Source organism: Collinsella sp. AM10-26 (genome assembly GCF_003472525.1).
GTDB lineage: Bacteria > Actinomycetota > Coriobacteriia > Coriobacteriales > Coriobacteriaceae > Collinsella.
Map to the genome: position 1 here is coordinate 118,679 of NZ_QRMC01000005.1, position 21,141 is coordinate 139,819.

The following is a 21,141-nucleotide window of genomic DNA, read 5'->3' on the forward strand; positions in this document are numbered from 1 at the left end:
ATGCCGTGGATGGTTTGTCTGCATTTGGGCATAAGAACCATCAGGAATATTGGCACATCAGCAAAGGAGAACATCATGGCGAAATTCTTTAAGGATCCCGACGGTAAGCTCATCGCCGCTCTCGGCAACGACGTTGCAACCCCTGCCGGCTGCACGGAGCTGACCGCGAACACCGAGGACGCGGCGCACGAGAAGCACGTGCCCGTCGTCGAGACCGAGCGTGACGGTCACGTGATTCGCGCACGCGTTGGCTCGACGGAGCACCCCATGCTGCCCGAGCACTACATCGAGTGGATTGCCCTTGAGGCCGAAGGCCGCCTGGAGGTCCATTACCTTGAGCCCGGCATGAAGCCCGCGACGTTTTTTGCCGGCGGCTCCAAGACCGGTACCGTCTATGCCTATTGCAACCTGCATGGGCTGTGGTCCGCGACGTTCTAGGAGCGCGCCCCCGCTCGGGGTATCATAGCTAGCATATGCACATGCGAGCGCCGGCTGCATTATGCGGCCGGCGCTTTTACTACGATAACGACGATTTACGACGGAAAGGGCTGGGCCATGAAGCTCGCACTTGCACAGATCGATATGCGCCTGGGTGATATTGAGGGCATTTGCGGCCGCATCGAGGACCAGGCTCGCCTGGCTCATGAGCGCGGCGCGCGTGTGCTGTGCGTTCCGGCCCCGCTCTTTATGGGCGCCCTGCCCGGCGGCCTGGTGGGCGCTGCCGACTTTGAGCACGACATGCTTGCCGGCTTGACTGGTGTCGCCGAGCGTATCCAGGAGCTTGACATGATCTGCATCGTGCCCGCGGCGGTTTCGTTTGAGGGCCAGCCGCTGCTCGACTACATGATGCTTAAGGACGGTCATGTGGTGCCGGCGCGTTCGAGCATTGCCCTGCAGCGTGGCGAGAACAACGACACGCGTTGGGCGCCGCCGGTGTTCGACGTGGACGGCGTGCGCATCGCCGTGATTTTTGACTTGGACCACGAACTCGAGATGTTGCCGACCGGTGTCGACCTCATTGCGTATTTCCAATTCAATGCGTTTGACATGACCGACCGCGAGACTGCCGCCATTGCCGCCGTTCGCAGCGGCGCCTACCGCAAGATCGCATCCAAGCGCAGCGTGTGGTTTGCCTGCATGGCGCCGGTCGGTGCCTATGACGAGTCGGTGTATACCGGCGGTTCGTTTGTGCTCGACGACTGCGGTCGCGTGGTGGCCCAGGCGCCGTGTTTTGAGGAGAGCCTGCTGGTTCAGGAGATTCAGCGCGGCGTGATGCTCGATGCCCTGGAAGATCACGAACTGCCCGAGTTCCGTTCCGAGGAGTGGCTGTGGCAGGCACTGGTGCTCGCCGTGCGCGACAACGCCCGAGCCCACGGTGCGTCGCGTGCTGTGGTGGCACTCGAGGGTGACTTGCCGTCGTCCCTGCTGGCGGCGCTGGCCGTCGACGCTCTGGGCCCGCGTAATGTGATTGGCCTGGTGCTGGGGCGCAACCGTATTTTTACGCCGGCGCAGGAGAAGGTGGAGGCCGCCCGCTGTGCCGCCGTCCGCGCCATCGCCGAGCGTCTGCACATTCGCACTGTCGAGCGCGATGCACCGGATGCGGCGCGTGTGCTCGATCGCGACGTGTCGGCGGGCGATGCCGAGCGTCTGCGTTCGCGCGCGCTGGGCCTCATGCTGGAGGATACGGCGCTCGAGCTGGGTGCTATGGCACTGAGTCCGCTTTCCAAGACTGAGTACGCGCTGGCGGCGCCCGCGCTTTCCGGCGGCTACCAGGGCGATTTTGCACCCTTTGGCGATGTGTACCTGTCGACGCTTGAGTTTGTGGCGCGTGTGCGCAACCGCACGTCTGCCGTGGTGCCCCAAGAGCTCGTGACGCTCAACGCGGTGGAAGATTGTATGGAGCGAGTGCTGGCGCAGGCGCTCTCGACGCTTGACGGTCCGGTCGATATGCTCGACCGCGCGGCACAGCTGCTCGGCGGGCTTGAGCCGGGTGAGGTCGATGGTGCACTCGAGGCGCACGTGGACCGCAATCGATCTTTCGACGACATTCCGATGGCCGCTGGCAAGCCTGAGGCCTGCTCGCTGCTGCTGATGCTCGTTCGACAGGGTGAGGCTGCCCGCCGCATGTTGCCGACGGCACCGATCGTCTCATCCCGCTCGTTTGCCGAGCGCTCTTGGCCGTACATGCTCGCGTGGTCCGACCTGGGGCTTAACGGCAAGGAGCGTATGTCGGTCGATTCGCTGGCGCGCGCCGAGGTGCGCCGTTTTGCTGACGAGGATACGAGTGAGCGTATGCGCGGCGAGATGATGGGCATACTGGGCGAGCTACTGGGTATTTCGCCCGAGCAGATGGAGGAGCTGCGCTCTGAGGACGGTCAGCGTCGTTTGCACGAGGGAATGAAGAAGTTCGAGGGCGAGGTTCAGGACGCCATCGATAAGATGATGGGCGGACAGGGCGGCTCGCAAGGTGGTCCCCAGGGTGGCCCGATGCCGCATCCGCCGGTTGATCCCCGACAGTTCCCATTCTTCTCGCAGAACTAAACTGGGGATGGGATTCGCTCCCAACCCCGATACTTCAACTAAGCATCTTGACCCCGTTGTGTTATTCTAGAACAGACGTTCGTGAATGATGCGCGAGGCCTTGCCTTGCGCCGTGCTTTTGGCGAGGGGAGGCTGGCTTGGTTATCTTGGGTATCGACCCCGGTTTGGCCCATACGGGTTGGGGGATTATCGAGGAGCGGCGTGGCGAGGTTCGCTGTCGTGCCTATGGCTGCATCGAGACCAGTGCTGGAAGTCCGCTCGCGGGGCGCCTGTCACATATCGCCCGCGACCTCAAGGGCGTCGTCGAACGCTACCGTCCCGATACCGCTGCTATCGAGAGCATCTACTTTGGCGCTAACGTCCGCTCGGCCATCCCCACGGCGCATGCCCGCGGTGCTGCGCTCGTGGCGCTTTCGGAGTGCGCGCTCGAGATCGGCGAGTACACGCCTATGCAGATCAAGCAGGCTGTGGTGGGTACCGGTGCCGCAGATAAGCGGCAGGTCGCCTACATGGTGCGCACGCTCACGCAGCTCGATCACGACCCGCATCCCGACCATGCCGCCGATGCCCTGGCCTGCGCCATCTGCCACGTTAACCTCAGCCGCACCCGGGCGCTTACCGGCGGCGAGTTCTATCAACAGAGAGGAACCGGATACTGATGATCTCCCAGCTCCACGGAACGCTTGTCGAGGCCACGATGAGCTCTGCTGTCGTCGATGTGTCGGGCGTTGGCTTTGAGCTCGGCATCTCGGGCAGCACTGCGGCCACGTTGCCGACGCCCGGCGGCGAGGTCCGCCTCTACACGCGTATGCAGGTGCGCGAGGACGCCATGACACTTTTCGGTTTTTCCTCTAAGGATGAGCGCACGATGTTTGACCGGCTCGTGTCTGTCTCGGGCGTTGGCCCGCGCTTGGCGCTCGCCGTGCTTTCCACCTATACCGTGGGGCAATTGTATTCGCTGGTGATGGCCGAGGACGACAAGGGCATGGCCAAGGTGCCCGGTGTGGGCAAAAAGACCGCGCAACGTCTGATCCTGGAGCTCAAGAGCACCTTTGCCAAGGACAAGGGCTTTGTGCCGGTCGATGTGATTCCCGGTCAGGTTTCGATGCCCGTGCCCGCCGCCGCTCCCTCGGCCATCGACGATGCCCGCGCGGCGCTCCTCTCCATGGGCTTTAGCCCGCAGGAGACCGATGTTGCCCTGAGCGGGTATGATGGGCAGAATATGCGTGTCGAGGATCTGCTCGGCGCGGCGCTTAAGCGACTTGGAATGGATGCGTGATGTGGGAAGCCGATGACTCTCAGGACCTGTGGGCGACGCCCGGCAACTCGCCGGCGGCATCCATGGCGCACGGTGAGCGCATGGTGGGCTCGGAGCTGACGCCGGAGGACCTCGATGTCGACCGTACCCTGCGTCCCCAGCGCTTGGATGACTACTGCGGTCAGGAGCATATCAAGCAGAGCCTGCGCGTGCTGATCGAGGCTGCACAGAGCCGTGGCGAGACGCTCGACCACGTGATCTTCTCGGGCCCTCCGGGTCTGGGCAAGACCACGCTGGCTACGGTTATCGCCAACGAGCTGGGCGCTCAGATCAAGACGACGAGCGGCCCCGCTATTGCGCGTACCGGCGACCTGGCGGCTATCCTTACCAACCTGCAGCCGGGTGACGTGCTGTTTATCGACGAGATCCACCGCCTCAACCGTTCGGTCGAGGAAGTTCTGTATCCCGCGATGGAGGACTTTGCGCTCGATATCGTGATCGGCAAGGGTCCGGCTGCGCGCTCGATTCGCTTGGATATTCCCAAGTTTACGCTGGTAGCGGCAACGACCCGTTCGGGCATGTTGACCGGCCCGTTGCGCGACCGCTTTGGCATTTCATATCGCCTGGACTACTACACGGTCGAGGAGCTCGCCCAGATTGTGACGCGCTCGGCGACTATCCTGGGCGTGACGATCGACCATCCCAGTGCGCTCGAGATCGGCTCGCGTTCGCGCGGCACGCCACGCCTTGCCAATCGCCTGCTCAAGCGCGTGCGCGATTACGCGCAGGTGCGCGGCAGCGGCCCCATCGAGCTCGATATCTGCCGTCAGGCGCTCGAGTTTTTCGAGATCGACGAGCTTGGCTTGGACTGGATGGATATTCGTATCTTGGAGACGCTTGCCAAGACGTTTTCCGGTCGTGCCGTGGGACTTACGACCCTTGCCAGCGCGGTGGGCGAGGACCCGGGAACGCTTGAGGATGTCTATGAGCCGTATCTGCTGCAGTGCGGGTTGATGATTCGCACGCCCCAGGGCCGCCAGGCAACGCTTCGTACCTTTGAGCACCTGGGGATTGAACCTACCGTTTAGGGCGCTTTGTTATGGCGGGCTGTTGGGCTATCGCTGGGCATCGGGTAAACAAATCGCCGTTCATCGGTTATGGGTGTTTTACTATTGCGCGCCCGTGCTATGCTGAATTGGTCTTTTTCTCATTCGGTAACGAAAGGACCGCCCATGCCTACTGACATCGAAATCGCACGTTCTATCACGCCGCTGCCTATTACCGAGGTGGCCAAGAACGCCGGCGTCGACGTTAAGCACCTTATTCCGTATGGCTTCGACAAGGCTAAGGTCGACTATTCACTGCTCAACGAGCCGACTGATCACCAGGCTAAGCTCGTCCTCGTGACCGCTATCAACCCAACGCCTGCGGGCGAGGGCAAGACCACCACGACCATCGGTCTGGCCGACGGCCTGCGTCGTCGCGGCGTCAAGAGCGCCGTGGCCCTGCGCGAGCCTTCGCTCGGTCCCGTGTTTGGCGTGAAGGGCGGTGCCGCCGGTGGCGGCTGGGCGCAGGTCATCCCCATGGAGGACATCAACCTGCACTTTACCGGCGACTTCCATGCTATTGGCGCCGCCAATAACCTGCTGGCCGCCATGCTCGACAACCATATTCAGCAAGGCAACCAGCTCGGTATCGATGTTAAACGTATCACTTGGAAGCGCGTCGTCGATATGAACGACCGTCAGCTGCGCCACGTCATCGACGGCATTGGCGGTAAGGCCCAGGGTGTGCCGCGCGAGGACGGCTTCGATATCACTGTTGCCTCCGAGGTCATGGCAATTCTGTGCCTGTCTACGAGCATCAGCGACCTCAAGGAGCGCCTGGGCGAGATCGTCGTCGGCTACAGCTTTGCCGGCGAGCCCGTCCGCGCACGCGACCTTAAGGCCCAGGGAGCTATGGCCGCACTGCTCAAGGATGCGCTCAAGCCCAATCTGGTGCAGACGCTCGAGGGTACGCCCGCGTTTGTCCACGGCGGTCCCTTCGCCAATATCGCCCACGGCTGCAACTCCATCATGGCCACGCGTATGGCTATGCGTTTTGGCGATGTCGCCATTACCGAGGCCGGCTTTGGTGCCGATCTGGGTGCCGAGAAATTCCTGGACATCAAGTGCCGCATGACGGGCGTTCGTCCCAACGCCGTCGTGGTTGTCGCGACCGCTCGCGCCCTTAAGTACAACGGCGGTGTTGCCAAGGCCGACCTCAACGAGGAGAACCTCGAGGCCCTCAAGGCCGGCATGCCCAACCTGCTGCGCCACGTCGACAACATCCAGAACGTCTACGGTCTGCCCTGTGTGGTCGCCATCAACCGCTTCCCGACGGACACCGAGGCCGAGCTTGCGCTCATCGAGTCCGAGTGCCAGAAGCTGGGTGTCAACGTGAAGCTGTCCGAAGTTTGGGCCAAGGGCGGCGAGGGCGCGCTCGATCTGGCCGATGAGGTCATGCGCCTGATTGAGCAGCCGAGCGAGCTCAAGTTTGCCTACGAGGACGGTGCCGATGTGGCCGACGCCCTGGAGGCTGTCGCCACTAAGGTCTACCGCGCCGATGGCGTCGACTTTACGCCGGCTGCCAAGCGCCAGCTCGCCGAGCTGCGCGAGAACGGCTTTGGCAACCTGCCGGTGTGCGTTGCCAAGACCCAGTACAGCTTTAGCGACAACGCCAAGGCGCTGGGCGCTCCTGAGGGCTTCCGCATCACGGTGCGCGAGCTCAAGGTTTCCGCCGGTGCCCACTTTGTGGTCGCGCTGACCGGCAGCGTTCTGACCATGCCGGGCCTGCCCAAGGTTCCCGCGGCCGAGAACATCGACGTCGACAACGACGGCAACATCACCGGCCTGTTCTAAGCCTGCTGCTCATAGCCGCTTGCCCGCCCCGCCGCGCCTACCAAGGCCCGGCGGGGCTTTTGTTTCTGGCCGCGCTTGTCTTGTAGATACCGACGGGCTCTGCCCATCATAGGCTTTTGCGCGGGTAGAATGCATGGATAACTTGATGCTTACAGGCGACGGAAAGGAATCGCTGCATGGATCAGGACAAGACAACCGTGATGGGCGGCTACGGTTCCGCGCAGGCTGGCGATAGCGCCGATGCGACCCGCGTTGTTCCCAACCCCGGCTATACCGACCCCGCCGCGACGCAGCCTTCTGCCGAGCCCACCCGGGTTATGGACTATGGCGACACGGCGCAGGATTCTTACGCTGCATCTTCGCATGGCCCCTATGGCAACGCAGCTCCGGACCCGTTTGATTACGCGCCGCAGGATTCTTATGCCGCCTCGACGCCGAATCCCTATGATGACCTGCCGCAGAATCCCATTTCGCAGCCTCAGCAGACGACGTATATGCCTCGCACGGCGCAGCCTCGCTACGAGTCGCGGGAGCCGTATCGCGAGTACCCCAAGTCGATTCCGCAATATGGCGAGGACGAGGAGAAGAAGCCGTCGCGTTCGTCGAGCGTGATCAAGAAGATCCTCATTGTGCTGGCGATCTTCTTTGCCCTCTCGATTGTGTTCGCCATTGTGTCGGGCGTGCTCAACAAGCGGGGCGCCACGACTGATACCACGGCCGAGCAGGCCGAGACTACCCAGTCCGGCACCGTCGACCTGAGCGATATCCCGGGTCAGTACTGGTCCAACGCCAAGAAGCTCCTCAAGTCGCGCGGGGCCGATCTTTCGAACGCCGTGATCCTGACCGATGACGGCTCGACGCCCGTTGTCGATGCTAACTGGGTCGTGACGTCTGCCTACTACAACGGCGATGGCAACCTGGAGGTCCAGCTTACGCACAAGGACGGCTCGTCGGGTAATGCGCCCGGCGACCAGGGCGGCGCGGACAGCTCGAGCTCCAACACGCTGGAAGACCTGAGCAACAAGGCACAGGAGCTGGGAGATAAGGCCCAGCAATTGGGCGACACGGCTCAGAACCTCGGCGATACCGCACAGAACCTGGGCGATATGGCAACGAACGCCTGGGATGCCCTGCAAAACGGCATTTCGGGCGCGCAGGGGAACTAGCGGTCGAGCAGCTAGAGCCTGAGCAGTGCAAACAAAAACGGGGCGCAGGATCGCGCGACCGGCGCGTAGGCGCGTTGGTCGGCGGTTCTACGTCCCGTTTTGCTGTCGGTTACAGCTGCTCTGCCGGACGCTCGGGCGAGCTAAAGCCCGAGTCAAATGTGACGACGCACGAGACATCGGGCCGGCGCTCGTGCACGATGCGCGTGACGAGCTCCAGCAGCTCCTCGTCGGATATGTCAAAGTCGTCGGGACGCACCAGGTCAAACGAAACGAACCCGTCGTGCTCGTGCAGGTCGTGGATGGAGAGCGCGGGATCGATCTGCATGACGCCGCGCTTGACCCAGCCGCGCAGGTCGTCGCCGGTGGTGGCGATGGGGTCGCAGTGCAGCGTGATGTCGATGCCCATCTGGCGCTTGATGTCGTGCTCGATGGTGTCCAGGATCTCGTGGTGCTCAAACGCGTCGCCCTCGCCGGGCATCTCCACGTGGGCGCTGGCAAACTGGCGGCCGGGACCGTAGTCGTGCACCATGAGGTCGTGCGTGCCCAGGACCTGCGGATACGACATGATCTTGTCGCGAATCGCTTGAACAAGCTTAGGGCTGGGTGCCTGTCCCAACAGTGGACTGATGGCGTCGCGCACGAGGCCCATGCCGCTGATGCAGATGAAGATGCCCACGCCCAGGCCTGCCCAGCCATCGAGGTCAAAGCCGGTCGTTTGCGAAATAAGTGCTGCCGTCAAGACCGCGCCCGAGGTGATGACATCGTTTTTGGAGTCCTGTGCTGTGGCGATGAGCGTCTCGGAATCGATTCGGTTGCCCAGTGCGCGGTTGAACGCGGCCATCCAGAGCTTAACGAGCATGGACAAGACGAGGGCGGCTAAGGAGAGCACCGAATATGCGGTGGGGGAAGGCTTGATGATCTTAGTGACCGACTCGAGGATCAGGTTGATGCCGACGGCGCAAACCAGGACGGCGACGAATAGGCCGGCTAGGTACTCATAGCGGCCGTGGCCATAGGGGTGGCCTTCGTCTGCCGGGCGGCTGGCAAGGCGGAACCCAAGCAGGCTCACGATGTTGCTCGAGGCATCGGAGAGGTTGTTGAAAGCGTCGGCGATGAGGGAGACGGAACCGGCGAGCAGGCCCGCGATGCCCTTGGCCAGGCACAGGGTGATGTTGAGGCCAATGCAGATGAGGCTTGCGGCAAAGCCCGCGTTGGTGCGGGTGCCGGCATCGACCGGCTCGCCCTCGCTGCCGGGAACAAGTTTATGTACCAGTCGATGAACAAATAGCATGGCGATCGTCCTCACAATCATTGTTAAGGGGATAGTGTAGCTCGCGCGGGGGCGCCGTGCACCGATGCTCAGAAAATGCAGCAATAGTCTGCCGGTGCTAACGAGCGAGCCTTCTCGTCTGCCTGGGTGGTCCATTTTGGGCCACATGGGTATGGGCATGTGACTGTTTGCTCGACATACTTAATGTCGACAGTCCCTGTGCAAAGGAGGACGTTTCCATGGACGAGATGTTTGCCATTAAATGTCAAAACTGCGGTGGCCCTATGTACTCGCACCAGGCTAAGCGCAGCTTTGAGTGCGCCTATTGCGGTGCAGTCACTCCGTGGCAGGCCGATGCGGGGGAGCCCAAAAGCGCCCTGGGTATTCGCCATACGCCGCTGACGGTGGTTGACGGGCTGCTCAAGCTCACGCACGTCTCGCAGCTCGAGCGCCCAGAGGACCCGGACTGGTATTTCTTTAATTCACACTGGCGCAATCAGTCGGTTCTGGAGCATCTGCTGTGGGAAGATCGCGGAACGGCGCAGGAGTTCCAAGAGGCGACGCATGTGAGCATTCCCTGCCCCTTCTGCGGCGCGTCCTTTGAGGGGTCATCGACCCAGCGCGTGTTTGAGTGCCCGTCCTGCGGCAACAAGATCGGCGTTGCCGACCTGCTCAAGCCCGGTACGTTTAGCAAACGCCTGACCATGGGCGTGGGTGCCGAATACGTTCCCGAACAGGGCGTCCCCTGTGAGATATCGCCACAGCAGGCGCGTGCCAACGCACTGCAGCTGGTGCGCCAGTACCCCGACGCCTTTGCCGGGCACGACGTGGAAGACGCGATTCAAAATGACATGATGCTCTTCTACTTTCCCATGGCGCTCGCGGACTTGCGCATGATGGCGTCCTTCCCGAGCAAGGGCCTGAGCAAGGAGACCCTGGTGTACTACGAGGTGCTCGACTGGGCGTATCCGCGGGCAAACTACCTGGACGTTCGCCTTATGGGCATTCTGGAGCCGTGGGACTTTGGCAAGGTGGGGCCGTTCGATCCTGCCATGCAGGAGGGCGATTTCCGCGTTGTCTCCGTCGATGCGTCCACCAAGGACCAGGTGGTCATTGATAAGCTGGCGCTCGACGTTGCCGGCAACGATGCCGAGGCGGTGCTGGGGCTCAATAAAAAGAGCATCCGCACCTGGGCGCGTAAGGCCCGCAAACATAAGGACGGCCTGGTGATGGTACCGGTCTACTTTGTCGATCGTCCGGCGACGGACAGCCGCGATGGCGAACAGGTGCGCATTGCCGTAAACGGCCAGACGGGCCGCGCGGCGGCGGTAGTGTTTAGCGACAAGCGCGAGACGCATGTGGTGGCACCGCTCAATCCCAACGTGATGCTGTCGAGCGAAAGCACCGTGCACGCCACGCCCATCGAGGTCAAATACGTTAAATCGCCGTTCCTATACCAGATCGTGCGCCGTGGAGACGGCGAGCAACCACGTCAGGTGGCGGCAGCTGCCGAGGGCTCTTACCGAGAGGAAAAGCCCAAACGAAAGGGCTTACTCGCTGCGATCTTTGGTAAGTAGGGGAGTGGTGCCGGTTGGCTCGCGAGAGTGCAAAACATCCCGCCCGTGATGGCAGATGTAAATAAACGGTGGAACGGCTGTAAAAGAGTCTTGCCACTGGGTAAAATCAGGATGTGCCGCGGAACCCGCTCCTTAGCTAGTCACACTTCGGAGACGCGGGCAACGCAGGTACAAGTGTTTTAAGGGCCGGCTGCAACCGGCCCTTTCTTTATGACTCCCTTCGCTATCCGTTACTGCTTATATTCCTGCCAGATCGAGTAGAGGTTCCGTGCAATGCCGGTCACATACATCGAGAGGCGCAGGATTTCAAGAAACAAGTTCATAGGCTTCACCCCAATCGGAGATCGGAGCGTTGCCCGCAGGCGGATTCCGCGGCAATCATAATTCTACCTCACGGGCCGCGGTGGAGGATAGCCTGCCCCCTGGTTTGGAGCAGTGTCGATCTAACGGGCAATCAAGCCTCTAGCTCTCTTTGAATTGGGCAAGCATCTGCCCGAAGAAGCTTAGTTCGGATGGCTCATAAATGAGCGAGCCGCCATCTTCGGTCCGGTAGACCCCGCAGGGGAGGTAACGCCCGTCGGGGAGGACATAGAGGTTGGCTTCTTCCTTCAGTCCTGCTGGAAATAGCGGAATCCCGTTTTCGTCCACTTGGAACTCGTCTATATTTGCGATCTTCCTCTCCATGACGCCTCCTGCCTTATTTCTTGAATGGCGCCCTAAAACAGGCAGCTCTCAATCAGCTCTTTTCCGCGTAGGGCGTCGACCCACTCCTGTGGGATGGTTTTGAGACCGTAGGCCGTGCCGGCGAGGGCGCCGGCGACGGCTGCGGTGGTGTCGGTGTCGTCGCCCAGGTTGACGGCGGCAAGCACGCAATCTTCGTAACTGTTGGTGTTGACAAAGCACCAGGTAGCGGCTTTAAGCGTGTCGCGCACGAAGCCGCCGGACCTGATTTCGTGCTCGGGCACGCCTTTCAGATGGAGTGCCCACGAGGGGAGCACGTCGTTCATCACATCCCTCATCAGCTCGACATATATGATGCATGCGTCGGTTGACGTTCTGTGGGCGTGCGTAATCGCGGAGACCTTTCTGACCTCTTCGTCCGTCGCATCGGTGAACGCCAGGGGAGCGATGCGCATGAGCGATCCGTTGCCATTGTCGCGCTCGCCGGAGCCACCTTTGCCGGCGTGCAAGGCGCAGGCGGTCGTACCACCGTAATCGAAAACGCCGTCAATCGTATACTCGCCACGGGCAATCCAGCTTACGAACTTGTCGCGCATGTCTGCGGTGTCGATATGCCCGAGCTCCCTAATCGAGTCGCAGGTGGCAAGCGTCATAGATGTGTCGTCGCTCCAAGTGCCGGCGGGCTGCCCATGCGTGCCGTAGCCGATCATGTCCGTGCATTCGAACGTGTCGCGGGGCCTGAACTCGTAGGGAACGCCCAACGCGTCGCCGACGGCAAGCCCGTAAATACAGTCGCGTAGCGTTGTTTTCGGTCTGTCTGTCATGGGAAACACCTCTCGTACTTTGGATTGAGGATGCGCGGCTACCTGCGGCAATATGTTCAGTTCGATTCGCGACGCAGTGCGTCGCGAATCGAGAGAACTCAATAGTCAATATGCCAAAATGGTATGCCTAGACGTCTCTTTACACGGCAACAGGCATTTCTTTTGGGCGTCCTGCCTTTGGAGCGTCGGCGAGTCGTGCCTCGATGGAAGCTTTGGACACCATGCGCTTGGTGCCATCCTTCCATGAATCCAACAGTCCAGCATTTATCAGTTGCGATACTCTTGCCGAGCTAACGCCAAGTATGCGCGCGGCATCCGCTGCGGTGACGGCGGGGATATCGTTGAGTTCGCGACTGACGGCCACGGCGATAATCTTGCCACCGTGCTGCGGCTCGTGGCCAAAGTCCGGCGCAGGCAGGTCAACGCCGCCCATTAGGTGGTCATCGACCATGCATGCGAGAAAATCAGCGGCGCTTTCGACAGCGTCGTTTAGGTCGGATCCGAACGTTCCACCTCCGCCCAGCGAGCCACATGGCACAGCGTCGACAACGCCGTCCGAATCAAAGAACTCGAATTCCCATACGTAAACCATGTAAGACCTCCTTTAAAAGGCGATACGAAATGTGATGAGGATGAGCTATCGAAGCCCTGCCTGCCTTAGGATTCTTTTGGCAATTTGCTCCTCGATCTCTCGATGGCGTTTCACGAGCACGAGCTTGTCGCCTTTGACGAACTTCTCGTGATTGGTGCCTCCTTTCGAGATGAAGCCGGCTTCTTCGAGGATACGGATCAATTCGCGTCTCTGCATCTCAGCCTCTTTCAATAACTATATATTAGCACTTACTAAGGGTTTTAGACTTAAATCTTAGCCATTGCTAATCCCTTGTTTTATTTCACCATCCTTGGATAACGGCTTATAGTCCTTGCGGTATTAGTTTATTTGCTCGTGCGAACACGATTTGATGCTCCGTGCGCGACCGCGAAAAGGGTTTGCGGTGACTAAAATGTGACCATAGAGACAGTTTTAGCGAGCCCCACGGGAGTGACGCGCATGGACAACAATACGCTGCTATTCCAGGACAAAGGTTCGGGTAGGTTTAAAGACGTTAAGATCTACCCGAATCGCCTTGAGGTGCTTAAGAAGGGCGTTCTCGGCGGCAAGCACACCGAGATTGTCTATCTTAAGGACATCACGGGGGTCAACAGGGTCAAGGGCCGCGACGTTTTCCTGCGCAACAGGTTGTTGACTGCTTGTGTCTTTAGCCCGAGCAGCCGCTTCCAAGCTCAGGAGTTTGTGAATGCGTTGAACATGGTGATGTGACCGGGCGCTTTCGAACACAAAAAGCCGGGATGCAAGGAGTCGCACCTTGCATCCCGGCTGAGCTAAAACGGCGCTGCTGCATGCCGTTGGAGCTTTAGCGCTTGATCTCGATATCCTCGAGCTTGACGTCCATGGCCTCGGTCTTTGCCTTGGCGATGTCATCGGCAAATTCCAGGGACTTCATCATGGCTTCGACGGCGTCCTTGTGCTCCTCGACGTTGTCGATGCGCACGTAGACGCTGCCGCCCTCAACGTCGGTGAAGTACTCAGTCGTTACGCCGCCCGAGTGCGTGAAGTAAGCACTGCGCCAGGTCTTGCCGTTGTATTTAACGGGGTCGTTTTCGGTCCATCCGGAGTTGGCCTTCCACTTTGCCTCGTAGTCGAACAGCTCGTCGGCGTTCTTGTCAGAGTCGAAGACAGGGATGAAGCGGTCGCTGGCGTGCTCGCTCTCGGTGAACTTAAACTGGGCCCTGTCGGCGGTATCGCCTGCGACGTCGGTGATCTCGACGCCCTCGGGGACCTCGACCTTAAACCAGATGAAGTCGGTCCTCATGTCCACGGCCGGCTTTTCTGCGCCGCCGCCCCCACCGCTGCCGGCGGCGCCGCCGCTTCCACCACAGCCTGCCAGGGCAACTGCGGCAAAGAGACTGATGCAGAGGGTGAGAATCGCAAAGGCTTTCTTTTTCATGGTCGTGTCCTCCTCGGTCTGTAACCGTCCATGGATTACCTGTCTTTACTGTACGCGCGAGCGGCTCGTTCGGGTGGGCCACATGTCCCATTCTTGGGGCCGGATTTGCGCCGACAAGTGGCAATATGTCGCGATATAAGTAGGGGAGGACCGGCTGATCCGATCCTCCCCCGGCTGGGCGTCCGATCATGTAATGACTGCGCATGCGATGCTGCGTGCGAGCCCCTAATGCTTGATCTCGATGCTCGAAATCTCGACTTCGCGTGCCTCGGAAACCGCCTCCGCCATGTCATCGGGGAACTCGATGGAGTTGAGGAGTGCCTCGGCTTCTTTCTTGTGCAGTTCGAAGTTTGAGATAAGGACGTAGACGCTTCCCGGTTCAACGTCGGTAAAGAGGAGTGTTGAGATGCCACTGTTGTCCTCGTACGTTTCGACGAGCCATGTCCTGCCGTTATACTCGACGGATCCGCCATCCTTCCACTGGAACGTATCCCCCTTCTTTTCTGCCTGGTCGGCGTGGGACTCCTCAGCTGTCAGCGCTTTTTTCCAAACGGGGATAAAGCGATCGCCCGAGGCGTTCTCATCTTCGGGGAAGGTGAGCTGAATCCTATCTGCATTCTTGCCGGCGGAGTCGCTTACGCCGACGCCCTCGGGCATCTCGACCTTAAACCAGATAAAGTCGGTCTTCTTGGCAACGGGGGCTTTTTCCTTGCTCTCGCTCTTGGCGGCGCTGCCGCCCCCGCCCGATGCGCTCCCGCCGCAGCCGACAAGGGCAAATGCGGCAAAGAGGGCGATGCAAAGGGAAAGGATTGATAGGGTCTTTTTCTTCATGGTGGCGTCCTCCTTGTCTGTTAGGGGCATCGTGTGCAGCGGTTCGCCAATCGGCGGTTGCGCATGCACTGATGGCTTTATTTGCTGTGCGGTGATTCCTCCGTTCTTTGTCCGGCGCCGTGGCGAGCGTTGCCCCAGCATGGGGCTCCTTATCTATATGTATGCCCCAGTTGCCGCCGTCCGAGAGTCCCGAAACGTGGGCCATGTGTCTCATGTTTGCGTCGCTGCCGCCTATCGTGTGCCATAGAAATCCGCGATGGCCAGGTGCGCTGACGCTCATGTGCTTATGGGCTAGACTTAGCACCATTACGTGTTCGATGCGGTTGGTTGGCGGTTGCCGCCCGATCGATGTATATGACTTGAAGGTGCGTGCGTATGAGCCAAGAGATGATGGATAAAACCTGTCGAGAGTTTGCCGAGGCGCTTGCCGCACGCGAGCCGGTGCCCGGCGGCGGCAGTGCGAGCGCCTTTGTGGGCGCGCTGGGCGCCTCGCTTTGCGGAATGGTCGCTCGTTATGGAGCAACCAATCCCGCGCTTGCGGATCGCGCGGACGATCTGACGCGCACATTTGCCCAGGCAGACGAGTTGGCGCAGGAACTTGTGGGTCTGGTTGCCGAGGATGTTCGTGCATACGGCCAGGTGTCCGCGGCATACGGTATTCCTCGTGATGATCCGGCTCGACCCGCGGTGATTCAGGATGCGTTGCGCGTGGCGGCCATGCCACCGTATCGGATTATGGATGCCTGCGGACGCGCGCTGGCACTGCTCGAGGACATGGCCGACAAGGGCTCGCGTCAGCTGCTGTCAGACGTGGCGTGCGGTGCCGTGTTCTGCCGCGCCGCCATGCAGGGCGCGAGCCTGACGCTTTTTGCCAATACCACGTCTATGAAAGACCGGGCGCGCGCCGAGGAGCTCGAGGCGGCGTGTGATGAGCTGCTGGATACGTGGCTGCCGCGCGCCGATGCGCTGGCGCGCCGTGCCGCCGACGCCGCAAGGAAGAGGGGATAGCCATGGCCGTGCTGCTTAAAGGCGCTCCCGTTGCCCGCGCTTTGACTGAGGATCTCGCTGCTCGCTGCGCGGCTTTGCGCGAGCACGGCGTTGTTCCGACGCTTGCTATCGTTCGCGTGGGCGAGCGCGAGGACGATCTATCCTACGAGCGCGGCGCCCTCAAGCGCTGCGAGAAGGTTGGCATCGAGGCTCGCCGTGTTTTGCTTCCTGCCGATGTTTCGCAGGACGAGCTGATGGCTGCTATCGAGGGCATCAATGCCGACCCTGCTGTTCATGGCTGCCTGATGTTTCGTCCGTTGCCCGCTGGGCTTGACGAGGATGCAGTTGCCGCAGCACTCGATCCCGTCAAGGATGTTGACTCCATGACGCCGGCCTCGCTGCTTACCACGCTTTCGGGGCGAGGCGAGGGCTTTGCCCCCTGCACAGCCGAAGCCGTGCTTGCTTTGCTTGATCATTACGGCGTTGAGCTGGATGGGGCCAAGGTCGCGGTCGTTGGTCGGTCGCTGGTGATTGGCCGTCCCGTTGCCGCCTTGCTTACGGCTCGCAATGCCACCGTGACGACGTGCCATACGCATACGCGGGACCTTGCTGCCGAGTGCCGTGCTGCCGACATTGTTGTTGCCGCGGTTGGACGTGCGCGCACGATTGGCGCGGATGCGGTTCGCGAGGGCCAGACGATCATCGATGTTGGCATTAACTGGGATGAGGACGCTGGCAAGCTGGTGGGTGACGTCGATTTTGTTGCCGCGGAGCCGGTCGTTAACGCCATCACGCCCGTGCCGGGCGGCGTGGGCGCTGTGACGACGGCGATTCTCGCTAAACACGTGATTGAGGCGTCGGAGCGCGCATCGAAATAGGCGTTTTGGGCTGTTTGAGGGGTTAGCGATATACCACGTGGTCAAAAAACGTCAAATATGAGTACTGTTGCCAAGATAGTCACATATGTTTTTATGTCTTTTGGGCTCCCTAGCGATATTTATTCTCGCTAGGGAGCCCATTTTATTGAACCTATGGGGAATAACGTTGTCCTACTTTTAGACAAATGGGGATTTTCGGCACCTATTACAAGGAAATTTGCTGCTACTAAATTGGTGACAGTACTCATATTTGGCATTTTTTGACCACAGGGGTTGCCAGCGCCGTGGTTTCGCCCTTTCTGCGGCGAAGCGATACACTGTTATCGTTTGATTTCTTCGCTCAAGGAGGATGCGCATGCCGTGCACAACGATTTTGGTTGGTAAGAACGCGAGCTACGACGGGTCGACCCTTGTCGCCCGCAACGAGGACTCGTCCAACGGGGTGTTTGAGCCCAAGCGCATGTGCGTGGTGCATCCCGACGAGCAGCCGCGTGTCTACACGAGTGTCCTGAGCCACCTAGCCATTGAGCTGCCCGACAATCCCATGCGTTACACAAGCGTCCCTGACGTTATCCCGGGCCACGGCATCTGGGCCGAGGCCGGCTTCAACGAGCTCAACGTTGGCATGTCTGCAACCGAGACGCTTACCACCAACGAGCGCGTCCGTGGCGCCGATCCGCTTGTCGACTACGTGCCCGCCAAGGGCAACGAGGGTGAGGACGGCTATGTGCCGGCGCAGTCTGGTGGCCTGGGCGAGGAGGACATGGTGACCCTGGTCCTGCCGTACGCTAAGTCTGCCCGCGATGGCGTTCGTATCCTGGGCGACCTGCTCGAGCGCTACGGCACCTACGAGAACAACGGCATCGCCTTTAGCGACGTGGACGAGATCTGGTGGCTCGAGACCATCGGCGGTCACCACTGGATTGCCAAGCGTGTGCCTGATGACGCCTATGTGACCATGCCCAATCAGCTGGGTATCGACAGCTTTGACCTGGATGACGCCGAGGGCGCCCAGGTCAACCACATGTGCTCTGCCGACCTGCGCTCCTGGATGGCCGAGTGGCATCTGGACCTGACGCTGGGCGTTGAGGGCGACGGTCCGGCTGTGGTCTTTAACCCGCGCGAGGCCTTTGGCTCGCACAGCGACAGCGATCATGTCTACAACACGCCGCGCGCGTGGTACATGCAGCGCTGCCTCAACCCCAGCGATGTGTGGGACGGCCCCGACGCCGACTACACGCCCGAGAGCGACGATATCCCCTGGAGCCGCGTGCCCGAGCGCAAGGTGACCATCGAGGACATTAAGTATGTGCTTTCGAGCCACTACCAGGGCACGGAGTACGACTGCTACGGCAGCAAGGGCACGCCTGCCACGCGTGGCGCTTATCGCCCCATCGGCATCAACCGCAACAGCCAGCTCGCCGTGTTGCAGCTGCGCCCCTATGCGCAGCCGGCCTATCGCGCCGTGCAGTGGATGGCCTTTGGTTCCAACTCGTTTAACGCGCTGGTTCCGCTGTACGCCAACGTCGAGACCATGCCCGAGTACTATGCCGATACACAGGCTCGCGTGACGTCCGAAAACTTCTACTGGGCCAACCGCCTGATCGGCGCGCTGGCTGACGTTCGCTTCCATGAGTGCGGCCGCGCCGTGGAGGACTATCAGGAGAAGGTCGGTGGCATGGGCCACAAGCAGATCCATGACGTCGATGCTGCCGCAGCCGTTCTGCCCGAGGCCGAAGTGCCTGCCGAGCTCGCCCGCGCCAACGAGGAGTTTGCCGAGCGCGTGCGGGTGGAGACCGATGCTCTGCTGGGCAAGGTGCTCTACACCACGAGCTGCGCCATGAAGAACTCTTTCGCGATGAACGACAACGTGAGGTAGGGATTTCCCGTCGATCGTATAGCACTAAAACGCTTTGTCGCTTTCGCTCAATCTTGGGTACAAGAACGCCAATGCAGTTGTTTGTGATTGGAGCCAACCATGGTTATGAAACTCGATCAGCTTGTTAACGGTGCCATCAACGTGGGCTTCGGCGCCGCCGCCGTTGCCGTCGAGGGCAGCAAGAAGGTTCTCGACGACCTTAATACCAAGGGTGAGCAGGTGCGCAAGGACGCAGGCGCCCCCGATATCGCCCGCAGCGTGTCCGACATGTTCGAGCAGGCTGGTGGCACTATCTCCGACCTGACCGAGCGTCTGGGCATGCAGGGCGAGACCGCGGCCCAGCGCGTGCTCGACGAACTCATTCTGGCTCGCGTCCGCGTTATGACCGCTCCCGAGCGCACGGCCTTCCTGGCCCATGTGCGCGACATCGTCGATTCGGTCGAGGACAACGTGACCTCGGTGCCCGTCGAGTCCGTTGAGCCCGACGATGCGAAGGATACCGAAGAGGCCGAGTAGCAGCGCAGATGGCAGATTCCACCACCGATTACAACAATCTAGATCCCTTGGGTGACGAGGCGGCGGTTGTCGATGAGGTCGATGCCGCCGTCTCGGGCGCTCGCAAGAAGCCGCGCGCTGTCGATATGGTCCCCGAGGAGCCCGAGGCGATGGCGCCGGATGAGGAATACCAGCTCACGCCGGCGGGTCGCCGCGAGCGCATCGGGCAGATTGTTCGCCTGGTCAAAAAGTACCGCGTGTGGGATAACCTCACGCCGGTTCGTTTGCGCCGCCTGCTCGAGGAACTCGGCCCCATGTTCGTTAAGATGGGGCAGATTCTGGCCAACCGGTCCGAGATTCTGCCGCAACGCTTTTGCGACGAGCTGCGTCGTCTGCGCTCTGACGTGGAGCCGGTGCCGTACGAGGTCGTACTCAGTTGTCTGGAAGAAGAATACGGCCTGCGCCTGGGGGAGATGTTCGATGCGATCGACCCAAATCCGCTTGGTAGTGCATCGCTTGCGCAGGTGCATCGCGCCCGCCTGGTGACGGGCGAGGACGTGGCCGTTAAGGTGCAGCGCCCAGGTGCGCAGCAGGTTATGGCACAGGACATCGATATCATCCGCTCGGTGGTGCGTATCGTTTCCAAGTTCGTCAACACCGATCAGTTTGTGGACCTGCACGGCGTGGTCGAGGAGCTGTGGACCTCGTTTCGCGAAGAGACCAACTTTTTGGCCGAGGCAAAAAACCTCAACGACTTCTACGAGTTCCACAAGAGCGTTCATGGCGTGACGTGCCCTAAATCCTATCTGGACCTGTGCACCGAGCACGTGGTGGTTATGGACTACGTCGACGGCATTTCGATCGCCGATCCTGAACGCTTGGTGGCCGAGGGCTATGACTTGGAAAAGATCGGTGCCGCGATTGTCGAGGACTACTCGACGCAGGTGCTCGATGACGGCTTTTTCCATGCCGACCCGCATGCGGGAAACATCATCCTCAAGGACGGCATCGTTTACTTTATCGACTTGGGCATGGTCGGACGCATGTCGAGCCACGATCGTGGCATCGTTAAGGACATGATTTTCGCCGTGGCCGAGGGCGACGTGCCCAAGCTCAAGGATTCGCTCATGCGCTTCGCCGTGACGCGTGGCGACTCGGCCGAGCTCGATCATTCAGCGTTTTTGTCCGATCTTGACTTTATCGTGGCTGACTTTGCGGGCCTTGACCTGAAGGATCTGGATATCGGCGAGTTTTTGACCTCGCTGTTAAACCTCGCGCGTAAGAATGACGTTGAGCTGCCGAGCGTGGTGACGATGTTCGCGCGCGGCATGGTGACGCTCGAGGGTTTGCTGACCGAGTACATGCCCAACGTCAACATGATCCAGATCATCCAGACGCATATTAAAAACGAGAAAAGCACCTATGCGCGCGTGCGCGATATGGGGAGCGATCTTGCCGCGAGCAGCTATCGCGCGGCGAAGGGCTCGCTCGAGGCGGCCGAGTATCTGGGCTTGGCTTCGCGCATGCTCACGCGCGGCCAGCTTAAGGTGAACACGCAGATCATGAGCAGCGATAAGGCGCTGCGACAGCTGGGTGGAATTATCGACCGCATGTCGATGGCAATTGTGATCGCCGGTCTGTTTATCGGTTCGTCGGTGGTGTACTACGCACGCATCGAGCCGGTTGTGTTTGGTATCCCGGTCATTGGCTTTATGGGCTACGTGAGCGCGCTGGTGCTGGCGCTTATGCTGGGCCGCAATATCTGGCTCAACAGTCACGGCGGCAAGCACTAGAGGCTGCGACTGTCACCGCATTTTCCTATCGCAAACAATAGCTTTTACCTTG

General features: G+C 60.6%; 21 protein-coding genes. 14 read left to right on the forward strand and 7 right to left on the reverse strand.

Annotation, left to right across the window (positions count from 1 at the left end; genetic code table 11):
* Positions 1–75 precede the first annotated feature (75 nt).
* From DW123_RS05805 to DW123_RS05835, 7 genes are all read left to right on the forward strand, one after another.
* On the forward strand, positions 76–438 hold the full coding sequence (locus DW123_RS05805) for a desulfoferrodoxin family protein (RefSeq protein WP_117734444.1): 363 nt from the start codon (positions 76–78) through the stop codon (positions 436–438).
* Between the two features lie 117 nt (positions 439–555).
* Positions 556–2,541, forward strand: coding sequence for a hypothetical protein (locus DW123_RS05810; protein ID WP_118273176.1), 1,986 nt, complete (start codon positions 556–558; stop codon positions 2,539–2,541).
* Positions 2,542–2,678: 137 nt separating this feature from the next.
* On the forward strand, positions 2,679–3,200 hold the full coding sequence (gene ruvC, locus DW123_RS05815) for a crossover junction endodeoxyribonuclease RuvC (protein ID WP_118273175.1): 522 nt from the start codon (positions 2,679–2,681) through the stop codon (positions 3,198–3,200).
* A complete protein-coding gene (gene ruvA / locus DW123_RS05820; protein WP_118273174.1) occupies positions 3,200–3,820 on the forward strand; it encodes a Holliday junction branch migration protein RuvA in 621 nt (206 codons plus the stop codon). The genes ruvC and ruvA overlap by 1 nt, the downstream gene beginning before the upstream one ends.
* Complete coding sequence (ruvB, locus tag DW123_RS05825; protein WP_118273173.1) at positions 3,820–4,887, forward strand: Holliday junction branch migration DNA helicase RuvB; 1,068 nt, start codon at positions 3,820–3,822, stop codon at positions 4,885–4,887. The genes ruvA and ruvB overlap by 1 nt, the downstream gene beginning before the upstream one ends.
* A 144-nt stretch (positions 4,888–5,031) precedes the next feature.
* Positions 5,032–6,699 carry a formate--tetrahydrofolate ligase gene (locus DW123_RS05830; RefSeq protein ID WP_118273172.1) on the forward strand — a complete coding sequence of 556 codons (1,668 nt, stop codon included), beginning with the start codon at positions 5,032–5,034 and terminating at the stop codon, positions 6,697–6,699.
* 176 nt (positions 6,700–6,875) lie between these two features.
* Positions 6,876–7,865 (forward strand): hypothetical protein, encoded by a 990-nt coding sequence (locus tag DW123_RS05835; protein ID WP_118273171.1) that lies wholly within the window; start codon positions 6,876–6,878, stop codon positions 7,863–7,865.
* 109 nt (positions 7,866–7,974) lie between these two features.
* On the opposite strand, the gene DW123_RS05840 is transcribed toward DW123_RS05835, so the two are convergent.
* A complete protein-coding gene (locus DW123_RS05840; RefSeq protein WP_118273170.1) occupies positions 7,975–9,156 on the reverse strand; it encodes a cation diffusion facilitator family transporter in 1,182 nt (393 codons plus the stop codon).
* Positions 9,157–9,374: 218 nt separating this feature from the next.
* Between DW123_RS05840 and DW123_RS05845 the strand changes: the two genes are divergently transcribed.
* Complete coding sequence (locus DW123_RS05845) at positions 9,375–10,712, forward strand: hypothetical protein (RefSeq protein WP_118273169.1); 1,338 nt, start codon at positions 9,375–9,377, stop codon at positions 10,710–10,712.
* Between the two features lie 462 nt (positions 10,713–11,174).
* On the opposite strand, the gene DW123_RS05850 is transcribed toward DW123_RS05845, so the two are convergent.
* The 4 genes from DW123_RS05850 to DW123_RS05865 all read right to left on the reverse strand — a co-directional run bounded on the left by DW123_RS05850 (position 11,175) and on the right by DW123_RS05865 (position 13,025).
* Positions 11,175–11,396: a hypothetical protein gene (locus tag DW123_RS05850; protein WP_117743010.1), complete on the reverse strand. Its 222-nt coding sequence runs from the start codon at positions 11,394–11,396 to the stop codon at positions 11,175–11,177.
* 32 nt (positions 11,397–11,428) lie between these two features.
* Positions 11,429–12,217: an ADP-ribosylglycohydrolase family protein gene (locus DW123_RS05855; RefSeq protein ID WP_118273168.1), complete on the reverse strand. Its 789-nt coding sequence runs from the start codon at positions 12,215–12,217 to the stop codon at positions 11,429–11,431.
* Positions 12,218–12,356: 139 nt separating this feature from the next.
* Complete coding sequence (locus tag DW123_RS05860) at positions 12,357–12,809, reverse strand: helix-turn-helix domain-containing protein (protein ID WP_118273167.1); 453 nt, start codon at positions 12,807–12,809, stop codon at positions 12,357–12,359.
* 45 nt (positions 12,810–12,854) lie between these two features.
* A complete protein-coding gene (locus DW123_RS05865) occupies positions 12,855–13,025 on the reverse strand; it encodes a type II toxin-antitoxin system HicA family toxin (protein ID WP_117734454.1) in 171 nt (56 codons plus the stop codon).
* Positions 13,026–13,268: 243 nt separating this feature from the next.
* On the opposite strand from DW123_RS05865, the gene DW123_RS05870 reads away from it, so the two are divergent.
* Positions 13,269–13,538: a hypothetical protein gene (locus DW123_RS05870; protein WP_117794557.1), complete on the forward strand. Its 270-nt coding sequence runs from the start codon at positions 13,269–13,271 to the stop codon at positions 13,536–13,538.
* A gap of 94 nt (positions 13,539–13,632) precedes the next feature.
* Here DW123_RS05870 and DW123_RS05875 read toward each other — a convergent pair whose 3' ends face one another.
* On the reverse strand, positions 13,633–14,226 hold the full coding sequence (locus DW123_RS05875; RefSeq protein ID WP_117763151.1) for a hypothetical protein: 594 nt from the start codon (positions 14,224–14,226) through the stop codon (positions 13,633–13,635).
* A 225-nt stretch (positions 14,227–14,451) separates the two neighbouring features.
* Positions 14,452–15,057: a hypothetical protein gene (locus DW123_RS05880; protein ID WP_118273166.1), complete on the reverse strand. Its 606-nt coding sequence runs from the start codon at positions 15,055–15,057 to the stop codon at positions 14,452–14,454.
* A gap of 375 nt (positions 15,058–15,432) precedes the next feature.
* Between DW123_RS05880 and DW123_RS05885 the strand changes: the two genes are divergently transcribed.
* From DW123_RS05885 to DW123_RS05905, 5 genes are all read left to right on the forward strand, one after another.
* Positions 15,433–16,065 carry a cyclodeaminase/cyclohydrolase family protein gene (locus DW123_RS05885; protein WP_117763149.1) on the forward strand — a complete coding sequence of 211 codons (633 nt, stop codon included), beginning with the start codon at positions 15,433–15,435 and terminating at the stop codon, positions 16,063–16,065.
* A gap of 2 nt (positions 16,066–16,067) precedes the next feature.
* Entirely contained in the window at positions 16,068–16,922 is an 855-nt protein-coding gene (locus DW123_RS05890; protein WP_117763148.1) for a bifunctional 5,10-methylenetetrahydrofolate dehydrogenase/5,10-methenyltetrahydrofolate cyclohydrolase, read from the forward strand.
* A gap of 355 nt (positions 16,923–17,277) precedes the next feature.
* Positions 17,278–18,801 carry a C69 family dipeptidase gene (locus DW123_RS05895; protein WP_117763147.1) on the forward strand — a complete coding sequence of 508 codons (1,524 nt, stop codon included), beginning with the start codon at positions 17,278–17,280 and terminating at the stop codon, positions 18,799–18,801.
* 99 nt (positions 18,802–18,900) lie between these two features.
* Positions 18,901–19,317: a hypothetical protein gene (locus tag DW123_RS05900; RefSeq protein WP_055250902.1), complete on the forward strand. Its 417-nt coding sequence runs from the start codon at positions 18,901–18,903 to the stop codon at positions 19,315–19,317.
* Between the two features lie 8 nt (positions 19,318–19,325).
* Positions 19,326–21,089 carry an AarF/ABC1/UbiB kinase family protein gene (locus tag DW123_RS05905; protein ID WP_118273165.1) on the forward strand — a complete coding sequence of 588 codons (1,764 nt, stop codon included), beginning with the start codon at positions 19,326–19,328 and terminating at the stop codon, positions 21,087–21,089.
* Positions 21,090–21,141: the final 52 nt, after the last annotated feature.